This window comes from Streptomyces sp. NPDC001507, assembly GCF_042894765.1.
In the GTDB taxonomy this organism is placed as follows: domain Bacteria; phylum Actinomycetota; class Actinomycetes; order Streptomycetales; family Streptomycetaceae; genus Streptomyces.
Genome location: NZ_JBIAVV010000002.1, coordinates 486,866 through 499,196 on the forward strand (window position 1 = coordinate 486,866; position 12,331 = coordinate 499,196).

Annotated in this window: 11 protein-coding genes and 1 riboswitch; of the genes, 8 read left to right on the plus strand and 3 right to left on the minus strand. The window is 72.4% G+C overall.

The genetic code is table 11. The features are described from left to right. Positions 1-57 precede the first annotated feature (57 nt). Together trpD and ACFY0K_RS08355 are read left to right on the plus strand one after the other, a co-directional pair. Complete coding sequence (gene trpD / locus ACFY0K_RS08350) at positions 58-1,122, plus strand: anthranilate phosphoribosyltransferase (protein ID WP_390639161.1); 1,065 nt, start codon at positions 58-60, stop codon at positions 1,120-1,122. Between the two features lie 208 nt (positions 1,123-1,330). Then, positions 1,331-1,447: riboswitch (SAM riboswitch) on the plus strand. Between the two features lie 160 nt (positions 1,448-1,607). Then, positions 1,608-2,972, plus strand: a complete 1,365-nt coding sequence (locus ACFY0K_RS08355) for an aminotransferase class V-fold PLP-dependent enzyme (protein WP_390639162.1) — start codon at positions 1,608-1,610, stop codon at positions 2,970-2,972. 161 nt (positions 2,973-3,133) lie between these two features. Here ACFY0K_RS08355 and ACFY0K_RS08360 read toward each other — a convergent pair whose 3' ends face one another. Together ACFY0K_RS08360 and ACFY0K_RS08365 are read right to left on the minus strand one after the other, a co-directional pair. Next, the gene (locus ACFY0K_RS08360; protein WP_093503977.1) at positions 3,134-3,415 is read right to left on the minus strand and encodes an Lrp/AsnC family transcriptional regulator; all 282 of its coding nucleotides are present in this window, start codon (positions 3,413-3,415) and stop codon (positions 3,134-3,136) included. Beyond that, positions 3,412-4,155, minus strand: a complete 744-nt coding sequence (locus tag ACFY0K_RS08365; protein ID WP_390639465.1) for a rhomboid family intramembrane serine protease — start codon at positions 4,153-4,155, stop codon at positions 3,412-3,414. The genes ACFY0K_RS08360 and ACFY0K_RS08365 overlap by 4 nt, the downstream gene beginning before the upstream one ends. Positions 4,156-4,308: 153 nt before the next feature. On the opposite strand from ACFY0K_RS08365, the gene ACFY0K_RS08370 reads away from it, so the two are divergent. The 5 genes from ACFY0K_RS08370 to ACFY0K_RS08390 all read left to right on the plus strand — a co-directional run bounded on the left by ACFY0K_RS08370 (position 4,309) and on the right by ACFY0K_RS08390 (position 9,686). Next, positions 4,309-4,548 (plus strand): hypothetical protein, encoded by a 240-nt coding sequence (locus ACFY0K_RS08370; RefSeq protein WP_009309707.1) that lies wholly within the window; start codon positions 4,309-4,311, stop codon positions 4,546-4,548. Between the two features lie 40 nt (positions 4,549-4,588). Then, complete coding sequence (locus tag ACFY0K_RS08375; RefSeq protein WP_390639163.1) at positions 4,589-5,932, plus strand: NYN domain-containing protein; 1,344 nt, start codon at positions 4,589-4,591, stop codon at positions 5,930-5,932. A 210-nt stretch (positions 5,933-6,142) separates the two neighbouring features. After that, positions 6,143-7,177: an NlpC/P60 family protein gene (locus ACFY0K_RS08380; RefSeq protein ID WP_390639164.1), complete on the plus strand. Its 1,035-nt coding sequence runs from the start codon at positions 6,143-6,145 to the stop codon at positions 7,175-7,177. A 262-nt stretch (positions 7,178-7,439) separates the two neighbouring features. Continuing rightward, complete coding sequence (locus ACFY0K_RS08385; protein WP_390639165.1) at positions 7,440-8,459, plus strand: NlpC/P60 family protein; 1,020 nt, start codon at positions 7,440-7,442, stop codon at positions 8,457-8,459. 30 nt (positions 8,460-8,489) lie between these two features. Continuing rightward, positions 8,490-9,686, plus strand: a complete 1,197-nt coding sequence (locus ACFY0K_RS08390; protein ID WP_390639166.1) for a hypothetical protein — start codon at positions 8,490-8,492, stop codon at positions 9,684-9,686. Between the two features lie 15 nt (positions 9,687-9,701). On the opposite strand, the gene ACFY0K_RS08395 is transcribed toward ACFY0K_RS08390, so the two are convergent. Beyond that, on the minus strand, positions 9,702-10,937 hold the full coding sequence (locus ACFY0K_RS08395) for a glycosyltransferase 87 family protein (RefSeq protein WP_390639167.1): 1,236 nt from the start codon (positions 10,935-10,937) through the stop codon (positions 9,702-9,704). 114 nt (positions 10,938-11,051) lie between these two features. Between ACFY0K_RS08395 and ACFY0K_RS08400 the strand changes: the two genes are divergently transcribed. After that, the gene (locus tag ACFY0K_RS08400) at positions 11,052-12,194 is read left to right on the plus strand and encodes a glycosyltransferase family 4 protein (protein ID WP_390639168.1); all 1,143 of its coding nucleotides are present in this window, start codon (positions 11,052-11,054) and stop codon (positions 12,192-12,194) included. Positions 12,195-12,331: the final 137 nt, after the last annotated feature.

The following is a 12,331-nucleotide window of genomic DNA, read 5'->3' on the forward strand; positions in this document are numbered from 1 at the left end:
CTGGATAGGGTAGCCCTGAGAACCCCTGTTGCCCGTACGACGATCAGGAGCGGCTTTATGAGCGCTGTGACCCCCGCTGGAGGCGACACCGCGGCGGGCCGTTCCTGGCCCGGGGTACTGAACGCGCTGCTGTACGGACAGGACCAGAGCTCCGACGCGACGGCCTGGGCGATGGACCAGATCATGCGCGGCCAGGCCACCGACGCCCAGATCGCGGGCTTCGTCGTGGCCCTGCGGGCCAAGGGCGAGACGGTCGACGAGATCAACGGCCTGGTCCGCACCATGTACGCGCACGCCAACGTCATCGAGGTACCGGGCCGCACCGTCGACATCGTCGGCACCGGCGGCGACGGCGCGAAGACGGTGAACATCTCCACGATGTCGGCGCTCGTGGTGGCCGGCACGGGCGCGAAGGTCGTCAAGCACGGCAACCGGGCCGCGTCCTCCGCGTCCGGGGCCTCTGACGTCCTGGAGAAGCTCGGCGTCAACCTCGACCTGACCCCGCAGCGGGTCGCCGAGGTCGCCGAGGAGGCCGGCATCACCTTCTGCTTCGCGATCAAGTTCCACCCGGCGCTGCGGCACGCGGGCGCGGCGCGCGGCCAGCTGGGCATCCGCACGGTCTTCAACATCCTCGGCCCGCTGACCAACCCCGCGCGGGTGCGGGCGCAGGCGGTCGGCGTGGCCGACCCCCGCATGGCCCCCGTCGTCGCGGGCGTCTTCGCCGAACGCGGCCACTCCTCCCTCGTCTTCCGCGGCGACGACGGCCTCGACGAACTGACGACGACCGCCACGTCCCGCGTCTGGATCGTCCGCGACGGCAAGGTGACCGAGGAGACCTTCGACCCCCGTGACGTCGGCATCGACCTGGTCCCCGTGGAGGCGCTGCGGGGCGGCGACCCGTCGTACAACGCGGAGGTCGCCCGCAGGCTGCTGGACGGCGAGCAGGGCCCGGTGCGGGACGCGGTGCTGCTGAACTCCGCGGCGGCCCTGGTGGCCCTCGACCCGGCCGCCGGGACCCTGGCCGAGCAGCTCCGCGCCGGCATGGCCAGGGCGGCCGAGTCGATCGACTCGGGTGCGGCCAAGCGGGTCCTGGAGCGCTGGGCGGCGGCGACGAACAAGTAGGGGGCCGGTCCAGCCGGCCGAGGTGGAGTCCGGCACCGCCGGGCTCCACCGTCGCGGCTGATCGCCGTGACGGCTGATCGCCGTTGCGGCGGAAAGAGGATTTCGGCACCGGCGCCGATGCCAAGGGACCGGCCTCGGCCCCTGGCGGTGTCCCGTCATCCGGACAGGAGTTGCGCGGCTGCGATCACTTCACCTACGTTTCTTCCCAGGTCATGAGTGACAGTCATGAGGCCCCGGCCGACTGTCCGGCAACCCTCCGTCCGTGGCGGGGTGCCCCGGGTGAAGACCAGGCCGCAGGCAGCGAGGTCTGCGGCAAGCGCGGACCCCTCGTACACCAGGGGTCCTGGTCGTCGAGGAGTCTCCCGTGAGCAAGCGAATGCGATAGGGCCGCAGAGCCCCGCCTCCGCATCCCCCTTTTCCCCTGCCGCTGCTTGAGCGCATCCGCTCGCACGGCGGATCTCACCTGCTCACACGGGAGTTCACCCATGTCCGTCTCCACCGCTGCCGCCGCCCAGTCCGTTTGTGCCCCGCTGCCCGTTCTGGGGCGGGATGTCACCGTCCCGCTCGTCACCGGCGGCGAGGTCACCTACGCCGCCCTCGACTACGCGGCCAGCGCCCCCGCCCTCCAGCGGGTCTGGGACGACGTCGCCGCCTACGCGCCTTACTACGGCAGCGTCCACCGCGGCGCCGGCTACCTCTCCCAGCTCTCCACCGACCTCTTCGAGAACGCCCGCCGGACCGTCGCCGAGTTCCTCGACTGCCGCCCCGACGACCAGCTGGTCTTCACCCGCTCGACGACGGACTCCCTGAACCTGCTGGCCCGTGCCCTCCCCGCCGGCTGCCAGGTCTTCGTCTTCGAGACCGAGCACCACGCCTCCCTGCTGCCCTGGCAGGACGCCCGCGTCACCTACCTCGACGCCCCCCGCACCCCGCGCCAGGCCGTCGAGACCCTGGAACGCGCCCTCGCCGACCGCGACCCGTACGGCCCGGCCCTGGTCTGCGTCACCGGTGCCTCCAACGTCACCGGCGAGCTGTGGCCCGTCCGGGAGCTCGCGGCCGCAGCGCACGCGCACGGCGCCCGGATCGTCCTGGACGCCGCCCAGCTGGCCCCGCACCACCCCGTCTCCGTCCGCGACCTGGACGTCGACTGGGTCGCCTTCTCCGGCCACAAGCTGTACGCCCCCTTCGGCTCCGGCGTCCTGGCCGGCCGCGCCGACTGGCTGCAGGCCGCCGAGCCCTACCTCGCGGGCGGCGGCGCCAGCCGCAAGGTCACCCGGCGCGAGGACGGGGGAGTGGCCGTGGAGTGGCACGAGAGCGCCGCGCGGCACGAGGCGGGGTCGCCCAACGTCATCGGTGCCTACTCCATCGCCGCCGCCTGCAAGGCGCTCACCGAGGCGGGCTTCGACACGCTGGTCGCCCGCGAGCGGTACCTGATCGAGAAGGTGCGGGCGGGGCTGGCCGAGGTCCCCGAGGTCCGGGTCCTCTCGCTCTTCGGCGACGACGCCCCCCGCGTCGGCGTGATCAGCTTCGTGGTGGACGGCTGGAACAGCTCCCACTTCGCCGCCGCCCTCTCCGCCGAGTACGGCATCGGCGTCCGCGACGGCCTCTTCTGCGCCCACCCGCTGGTCAGGACCCTGCTGGGCTCCGACCCCCAGACCCAGGGCGAGTGCGGGGCGCCGGAGGCGGCACCGGGCGAGAAGTCCCTCAACGCCATCCGGGTGAGCTTCGGGGCGGGGACGCCGGACGAGCACGTGGAGCGCTTCGTGAACGCGGTACGGGAACTGGTGACCGACGGCGCGAAGTGGGCGTACCGCACGGAGGACGGCCGCTGCGTCCCGGCGGTGGGCTGACTTACCTGTTTTCAGGGGCGCGGGGAACTGCGCGACCAGCCACGACGGACCCGCGGGGGGCCACGGCGCTTCGTGCCCGGCTGCCGGCCGGTGGGGGCTGGTCGCGCAGTTCCTCCCCCAGCCTTCGGCCGGGGGTACCCCCAGCGCCCCTTACGGGGCGCTCAGCTGTCCAGGCCGATCGCGAACGCCGCCTCCAGGTCGTGCTGGGAGTACGTGCGGAACGCGACGTGCGTGTCCGTGCCCTCCACGCCCTGGATCTTGCTGATGCGGCCCGGGATCACCTCCGCCAGATCCTCGTGCTCGCGCACCCGGACCATGGCGATCAGGTCGTACGTACCGGTGACGGAGAAGACCTCGCTGACGCTCTCCAGCGCGGCGATCTGTTCCGCGATCTCGGGGATCCGGTCCACGCTGGTCTTGATGAGGACGATCGCGGTGATCACGGCTGGTTCTCTCCCTCGGGTGCCGGAGCTGGGGCGACCTTCACTTTAGTGGTACGGCCGTACCGCACCCACGCGTAGCCGAACCCGAGTCCGAACCCGACCAGGTGCGCGAGGTAGGCCACGCCGGGACCGGAGGGGGCCTGGTCGAGGGCCAGCCACTGGAGGGCCGCCCAGAACGGGAGGACGACCCAGGCCGGGAACCGGAGCGGAAGGAAGAAGAGGAAGGGGAGGAGACTGGTCACGCGGGCGCTGGGGAACAGGTACAGGAACGCTCCGAGGACCGCCGAGATCGCCCCGGACGCACCCACCAGCGACTGCGGGGACGTGGCGTTGGCGACCGCGTAGCCGAGCAGCGCGAGATAGCCGCAGCAGACGTAGAAGAGAGTGAACTCCACGCGGCCCATCCGTTCCTCGGTCATCGCCCCGAAGACGAAGAGGAAGAGCATGTTGCCGAGCAGGTGCACCCAGCTGCCGTGGATGAACAGCGCCGTGGCCGGGGTCAGCGCCTCCCGCGCCGGACCGTCGAACAGGTCGGCGGGGACCACCCCCCAGTGCCGGAAATACGCCCGCTGCGCGGCCGCGAGGGCCTCTCCGGTGCCGTAGGAGGGGGTGAAGCCGGAGGCGGGGCCGAGCACGAAGATCAGGCAGCACACGGCGATCAGGGTGTACGTCATGGGTGCGGACGTGCCCCGCAGGCTCCGCAGGGTCCGGGCCGCCGTGGTGTTCCAGTTGCCGATCATGGACATAGAGCATGGCGTAACGGGACGCACTGGTGCAGATCGCCTCGCCGCCGCGGACAGGGCGGCGTCGAGTACCCGCCAGGCCGTAGGGTTACGAGCCACACGCGTCGGGACGGCGCGTCACGGACACTAGAAGGAAGCGAACAAGCCACGATGACGGTTCCCCTGCCGACCGCCACGACGCGGTGGCGCTGCACCCTCTGCGGCAACCTCACGCGCTTCGACGTGACCCGCTCGTCGAAGGTGGTCGAGTACGTCCACCTCGACCTGGCCGGTGAGCCCAAGGTCGAGGAGCGCGAGGTGGTCAGTGAGACCATCGAGTCGGTGCGCTGCCGCTGGTGCAACGCGGTGGACCAGGTGGAACTCGTGGACAGGCCGGGCGCCGACTCCTGATGCCGGGAGCCGGCCCCGTACAGGTGATGGGGTGTGACGGATGGTGGAGACCACAGGCGGGGGGCCGGGCGACGGCACCGCCGAGGTGCTTGACCGTCCGTTGCCCGACGGTGTGCGACGGCGTGTCGTACAGATCGTGTCGGACGGGTTCGGCGGCCTGACCCTCGGCGAACTGCCCGCACAGCTAAGGCAGTACGCCCGTTTCGCCCCGAATCGCCGGGCCAAGTTCGCGGGGAACGCCATGGCGGCCGCGCTGGAGACGGACACCCTCTTCCGGCAGCGGATCGGGGAGAAGCTGAGAGAGGCCCAGCCGGAACTGGCCGGCGCCCTGGACTCCGGCTCCCCGCCCCCGGCCGCGGACCCGCTCGACGTGGCGGCCGCGGCCTATGTACTGCGCCCCGCGGGCTGGGTGAAGCTCGTGGCGGCGGCCGGCGAGGAGGCCCAGCGGGCGGACGCCGAGCGGGCCGACGAGGAGAGCCGGGCCGAACTGGAGCGGCTGCGCGAGGAGCTGGACCGGGCCCGGGAGCAGACCCGGTCCGAGACGGAGCGGCTGCGCGCCGAACTGGACGCGGCGAAGAAGGAAGCCGAATCGCTTCACCGCAAGCTGCGGGCGGCTCTCAGCGACGTGAAGCGCGGCGAGGCGGCGCTGCGCAAGCTGCAGGGCGAGCTGGAGGCCGGGCGGGCCGAGGGGCAGTCCCTGCTGTCCGCCGCGGAGAGCGAGGGCCGGCGGCTCAAGGCCCGGCTCGGCGAGGCCGAGGCGGCCCTGGAGGCCAGCCGGCGGGCCGCCCGTGAGGGGCGCAGCGTCGAGGACATGCGGCTGCGGCTGCTGCTCGACACCGTCCTCGACGCGGCCCAGGGGCTGCGCCGGGAGCTGGCGTTGCCGCCGGTGTCGGTGCGGCCCGCCGAGACCGTGGACGCGGTCGAACCGGGACGAATGACCCCGAAGGACATCGCGGCGCGCGCCCTGTCCGAGCACGACCCCGCCATCCTCAACCAGCTGCTCGCCCTGCCCCAGGCGCACTTGGTCGTCGACGGCTACAACGTGACCAAGACCGGCTATCCGCAGATGCCCCTGGAGAAGCAGCGGCTGCGGCTGCTCGGCCAGCTCTCCCAGCTCGCCGCCCAGACCGGCGCCGAGGTCACCTGTGTCTTCGACGGCGCCGAACTGGCCGCGCCGGTGCTGCTCGCCCCGCCGCGCGGGGTCCGGGTCCTCTTCTCCAAGCCCGGCGTCACCGCCGACGAGTTGATCCGCCAGCTGGTGCGCGCCGAGCCGCCGGGCCGCCCGGTGATCGTCGCCTCGACCGACCGCGAGGTCGCCGACGGGGTCGCGAAGGCGGGGGCCCGTCCGGTCGCTTCTGCGATGCTTCTGAAGCGACTGTCCTGAACGTGCAACCCGCATATGCAATGCCCGAATTGACCGAACCGTCACGCAACGTAGCGTCAATCGAGCATTACCGCTCGTGAGTTATGTGCAAAGAGTGCGTTGCGTGACCACTTTTTTGGCTGCTGGGTTTGAACTGATCACAGGTAGGTCACTACTGTCTGGCCTCGAACCTCCACACGGGTGATCACTCAAACGAAGGAGCCCGTCTCCGTGGCGTCCCATCGTCGACCCAAGCAGCCGAGCCGTGCGCGCGTGACCGTGCTCACCACCGCAGCGGCCGCCGCCGTAGTCCTCAGCGCCAACGCCGCCAACGCGGCGCCCAGCGAGAAGCTGACCAAGGACGAGGTCAAGGCGAAGGTCGACAAGCTCTACCAGGAGGCCGAGCAGGCCACCGAGAAGCTGGACGGCGCCAAGGACAAGCAGCAGAAGCTGCAGAAGGAGATATCCACGATCCAGGACAACGTGGCTCGTGGGCAGGAGGACCTCAACAAGCTGCGGGACAGCCTCGGTTCGCTGGCCACCGCGCAGTACCGCTCCGGCGGCATCGACCCGTCGGTCCAGCTCTTCCTCTCCTCCAACCCGGACGACTACCTCGACAAGGCGTCCACGCTCGACCAGTTGAGCAGCCAGCAGGTCGAGGCCCTGAAGAAGATTCAGGACAAACAGCGCGAACTCGCCCAGGAGCGGGCAGAGGCCTCCGACAAGCTCAAGGACCTCTCCGCCACCCGCACCGAGCTGGCCAAGCAGAAGAAGGCCGTCCAGGCCAAGCTCGCCGACGCGCAGAAGCTGCTCAACACGCTGACGGCCAAGGAGAAGGCCGCCCTCGACGCCGAGCAGGCCCAGGCCGCCAGCCGCGCCTCCTCCCGCGTGGACCTCGGCAACACGGGCTCCGCCTCCGGCCGGGCCGCCGCCGCCTTCGCCGCCGCCCAGTCCGTGATCGGCTCCCCGTACGTCTACGGCGCCTCCGGCCCGTCCTCCTTCGACTGCTCGGGCCTGACCTCCTGGGCCTACGCCCAGGCCGGCGTCACCATCCCGCGCACCTCCGAGGCGCAGGCCAACGCCGGCACCCGCATCTACAGCGAGAGCGACCTCAAGGTCGGCGACCTGGTCATCTTCTACGGCGACTACCACCACGTCGGCCTCTACGCCGGCAACGGCCAGGTTCTGCACGCCCCGCACACCGGTGCCGTCGTGCGCTACGAGTCGATCAGCGACATGACCTTCGAGTTCGGCGTCCGGATCTGACCCCACCGGGTTACGGCGGCACCCGTACGGCCGAAGATCAACTCGCTGAGGCGCCCGAACGGGCGAATCGCGGCAACCGAAACTGACTCCACGCCCCGCCGGTGACCTGCGTCAGCGGCGGGGCGTCACGTTCCGTGGCCGCCGAGGTCTTTGGCCGGGGCGCGGTCGCGCGGCTACTGTCGGCGCGTTTCCTCCGGCGCCGGGGCATCCCCGTCCCCCGCGCCGGGGGAAGCGGTTCCCGTCCGCCAGCAGAAGGACCGCCGTGGGGTCTCATCGCCGTCTCGCACCGTCGTCCGGGTTCAACCGGGGCGCCGGTACCGCAATCTGCGTGCTTTCGGCCGCCGCCGCCGCACTAGGTGCCGTACCGGCGAGCGCCGCCCCGCACGCCGACGCCCGTGCCGAGGTGGACCGGCTGTACCAGCAGGCCGAGGAGGCGACCCAGGCCTACGACAAGGCCGACGAGCGGGCCGGCGCGCTGCGCCGCGAGGTCAACGAGTCCCAGGACCGCATCGCCCGCCAGCAGCAGCGCATCAACACCATGCGGGAGGCGCTCGGGTCGCTCGCCGGCGCCCAGTACCGCTCCGGCGGCCTCGACCCCACCGTGGCCCTGCTGTTCTCCGACGACCCGCAGGACTACCTCGACCGGGCCTCCCTCCTCGACCGCGTGGACGCCCGCCAGGCCGCGCAGCTCAGGCGGCTCCGGACGGCGATGCGCGAACTCGCCCAGGAGCGCACCGAGGCCGCCGGGAACCTCGCCGAGCTGGAGAAGAGCCGCAAGGCCGTCGCGCTGCACAAGGCCGTGGTGGAGCGCAAGCTCGCCAAGGCCCGGCGGCTGCTCAACGCGATGCCCGCCGCCGACCGCGTCGCCTTCGAGCACGCCTCCCGCGGCGACGACCGCGCCGACCTGCCCGGCCTCTCCGGCGCCGCCGTCCCCGACGCCCGTGCCGCCGCCGCGATCGCCGCCGCCCGCTCCGCCCTCGGCAAGCCCTACGTCTGGGGCGCCAACGGCCCCTCCGGCTTCGACTGCTCGGGCCTGATGCAGTGGTCCTACGCCCACGCCGGGATCCAGCTCCCGCGCACCTCGCAGGAGCAGCGCTACGCCGGCCACCAGGTCCCGCTCTCCCAGGCGCAACCCGGTGACCTGGTCGTCTACCGCTCCGACGCCAGCCATGTGGGCATGTACGTCGGCAACGGCCAGGTCATCCACGCCCCCTACCCCGGCGCCCCGGTCCGCTACGACCCGGTCGGCATGATGCCGGTCTCCTCCGTCACCCGGCCCTGACTTCCGGGCTCCTGCCCTTACGATCGGAAAGTGGCTGGTCGTGGACGGGTGTGGCGCTCAGGAGCGGTGGGGCTGTGTCTGCTGCTCCTGCCGCTGGCCGGATGCGGCGGCGGGCCGTCGCCGACCGGCACGGCGATGGCCGAGGTGCAGCAGGTCCTGGACCGCCGCTCGGCCGCGGTCCTCGGCCACGACGAGCAGGCGTACGCCGAGACCGGCACCCGGAGCTCGTACGCCGACCTGCGGGCCGTACCGCTCGCGGCCTGGAGCTACCGGCTCACCGCCCTGCACCCCGACGGCGCCGGGGCCACCGCCGACGCACAGCTCAGCTACCGGATACAGGGGTACGACAAGGCACCGGTGACGACGGACCGGGCACTGACCCTCAGCCGCACGGCCGACGGACAGTGGTATGTCACATACGACAAGCCCGCCAGAAAGTCCGGACAGCAGCTCTGGGACCAGGGCAAGGTGACCGCCGTCAAGACCGCCCACGCCCTCGTCCTCGGCGTCGGCCAGCCCGCGGCCACGCTGCGCGACTACGCCCGGCTCGCCGACACCGCCGTCCCCGAGGTCTCCAAGGCCTGGGGCACGGGCTGGACGCAGCGGGTGGTCCTGCTGGTACCCGGGTCGCTGAACGGCATGGCGGGCCTGCTGGGCGCCCCCGCCTCCAACTACAAGGGCATCGCCGCCGTGACCACCGGCGAGGCGGGCGGCTCCGGCCAGGCACCCGCGGACCGGGTCATCCTCAACCCGGAGGCGTACGCGATCCTCGGCACGGTCGGCAGACAGGTCGTCCTCACCCACGAGACGACGCACGTGGCCACCCGCGCCCACACCACGGCCGCCACCCCGCTCTGGCTCTCCGAGGGCTACGCCGACTGGATCGGCTACCTCGGCACCGACCGCACGCCCACCGAGGTAGCTCCCGAACTCGCCCGCGCCGTCGAGGCCGGGGACACCCCCGAAGACCTCCCCGCCGACCAGGACTTCGGCTTCACCGACGACCCCACCAGACTGGCCCAGGCCTACGAGGGCGGCTGGCTGGCCTGCCGGATGATCGCCGCCCACTGGGGCGAGGACAGGCTCGGCGCCTTCTACCGCGCCGTCGGCGCCCACACGTCACGCCCGGGCGCCGTGGAGGACGCCCTGAGGACACAACTCGGCACGACCCTCCCGGCCTTCACCACCCGCTGGCGCGACTACGTGCGGGCTCAGCTGGGCGGCTGAGCCGCGTAGCCGGGTTCAGGAGGACACCGCGGTCCCCTTCGCCCGGGCCGCCAAAGACGGGAACGGGGCGGCGGTGTCCCCGGTCACCGTGGAGCGCCACAGGGCGCGGGCCGCCGTGACCGTGGCCGCCACCAGCAGGCCGTTGCGCAGGAGGAGCAGGGTGATGCCGTACCAGTCGCTGACCACGACGTGCGAGAAGCCGACCGGGAACTCCAGGACGGTCACGAAGGCCGCCAGCAGGAGCAGGACGGCCGGGAAGGTCATCCGGCTGGCGCGGAAGCAGAGGCAGACGGCGGCCAGGCCCACCAGCCACACCATGTACTGGGGGCTGATCACCCGGCTGGTGACCGTGAACATCAGCACGGCGGTGAAGGCCGCGTCCGCGAGCGTGTGGGAGCGGAAGCGGACCGCCGACAGCCGCCACAGCAGCAGCCAGCCGAAGGCGAGCGCGGTGAGCAGCAGCGCCGCCGTGCTCACCGCCTTCACGTGCGGGCCGAGGAATTCGATCGAGCCGTAGTTGAGCAGCACCTCGCCGTGCCAGCCGAAGTGCCGGGCGATGTGGAGGACCAGCGCGCCGAGGGACTCCACCTCGGTGCCCCGGTCCCGCTGGAAGGCCAGGAACGAGAACGCGCCCGGCATGGCCACCGCGAACAGGGTGCCGACCGCGCCCGCAGTGACGGCCGCGGCCCCCCAGGCCCGCCGCCGTACGGCACCCACGAGGAGCAGCGCCGGCCACACCTTGACCATCGCGCCGAAGCCCGCCAGCGCACCCATGAGCCGGGGGTGCCGGGCCCCGGCGAGCAGCGCGGCGACGGCGACGGCGGTGACCATCAGGTCGTAGCGGGCGTAGACGGTCGGGCCGAGCAGTGGGACGCCCAGCACCCAGACCCAGGCGCCGCGCAGGGTCCGGCCGGGGCGCGGGCCGGTGTAGAGGAGGAGGGCGAGGACCCCCAGGTCGGCGAGGCAGGCCAGGACGAAGAAGGCGGTCGGGTAGTCCAGGAAGGGAAGGAGGCCGGGGGAGAGGATCGGCAGGGCGGCGGCGGGCGGGTACTGCCAGGTGACGTCGTCCAGGGGAAACGTTCCGTGCCGCAGGACCTCGTACCAGCCCTGGTAGATCACGGAGACGTCGCTGGTGACGTCCGCGCCGGGGAAGACGAACACCTTCAGGACGAAAAGCAGCAGTACCAGCCGGGTGGCACCCCACGTGACCAGCAACAACGCCAGGGCACGCCGCACGCCCGTCCTGTCCACCTGAGCCCCTGTCCGTCGGCATCGCCGTGTCGAGTGGGCCACATGATCTCCCGGCGTCCTGTGCGGGGGCCATGAAGCACGGCCGGACACCCTGTGCGGGTAGGGTCGGCGCCGATGAACAAGACCCTCGTCGTGACCAATGACTTCCCGCCCCGGCCCGGCGGTATCCAGGCCTTCCTGCACAACATGGCGCTGCGTCTGGACCCCGAGCGGCTGGTCGTCTACGCGTCCACCTGGAAGCGGGGCCGGGAGGGCGCCGAGGCCACCGCCGCGTTCGACGCGGAGCAGCCCTTCACCGTCGTGCGCGACCGTACGACGATGCTGCTGCCGACGCCGGCGGCGACCCGGACGGCGGTCGGGCTGCTGCGGGAGCACGGGTGCACGTCGGTGTGGTTCGGGGCGGCGGCTCCGCTGGGGCTGATGGCGCCGGCGCTGCGGAAGGCGGGCGCCGAGCGGCTGGTCGCCACCACCCACGGGCACGAGGCCGGCTGGGCCCAGCTGCCCGCCGCGCGGCAGCTGCTCCGGCGGATCGGGGACGCGACCGACACGATCACCTATCTCGGCGAGTACACGCGGTCCCGGATCGCCGGCGCGCTCGGTGCGGAGGCCGCGGGGCGGATGGTGCAGTTGCCGCCGGGGGTGGACGAGAAGACCTTCCACCCCGGGTCGGGGGGTGCCGAGGTGCGGGCGCGGCTGGGGCTGAGCGAGCGGCCGGTGGTCGTGTGCGTGTCCCGGCTGGTGCCGCGCAAGGGGCAGGACACGCTGATCCTCGCGATGCCGCTGATCCTGGCCGCCGAGCCGGACGCGGTGCTGCTGATCGTGGGCGGGGGGCCGTACGAGAAGGAGCTGCGGCGCCTCGCGAAGGAGACCGGCGTCGAGGCCTCCGTGCGTTTCACGGGCGCCGTGCCGTGGGCGGAGCTGCCCGCGCACTACGGCGCCGGTGACGTGTTCGCCATGCCGTGCCGGACCCGGCGGGGCGGGCTGGACGTGGAGGGGCTCGGGATCGTGTACCTGGAGGCCTCGGCGACGGGTCTGCCGGTGGTGGCCGGGGATTCGGGCGGGGCGCCGGACGCGGTGCTCGACGGGGAGACCGGGTGGGTGGTGCGGGGCGGCTCCCCCGAGGAGGCCGCCGAGCGGATCGTGGCGCTCCTGGGAGACGCCGAGCTGCGGCAGCGGATGGGGGAGCGGGGGCGGCTGTGGGTCGAGGAGCGGTGGCGGTGGGATCTCCTTGCGGAGAGGTTGAAGGCGTTGCTGTAGAGGGTTGGGTCGAGTTTCGGCTGCGGGCCGGTGGGGGCTGATCGCGCCCACGCGGCGGCAGCCGCATATCCAGTACAGCCCCGCGCCCCTTACCGGGCGCCTGTCACCAACTCTGTTTTACCTCTAGGCGGAACCGG

Excerpts from the sequence above, each read along its gene's own strand:
- trpD (WP_390639161.1), top strand. The coding sequence starts at position 58 with ATGAGCGCTGTGACCCCCGCTGGAGGCGACACCGCGGCGGGCCGTTCC.
- ACFY0K_RS08355 (WP_390639162.1), top strand. The coding sequence starts at position 1,608 with ATGTCCGTCTCCACCGCTGCCGCCGCCCAGTCCGTTTGTGCCCCGCTG.
- ACFY0K_RS08365 (WP_390639465.1), bottom strand. The coding sequence starts at position 4,155 with ATGATCGGCAACTGGAACACCACGGCGGCCCGGACCCTGCGGAGCCTG.
- ACFY0K_RS08370 (WP_009309707.1), top strand. The coding sequence starts at position 4,309 with ATGACGGTTCCCCTGCCGACCGCCACGACGCGGTGGCGCTGCACCCTC.
- ACFY0K_RS08375 (WP_390639163.1), top strand. The coding sequence starts at position 4,589 with ATGGTGGAGACCACAGGCGGGGGGCCGGGCGACGGCACCGCCGAGGTG.
- ACFY0K_RS08400 (WP_390639168.1), top strand. The coding sequence starts at position 11,052 with ATGAACAAGACCCTCGTCGTGACCAATGACTTCCCGCCCCGGCCCGGC.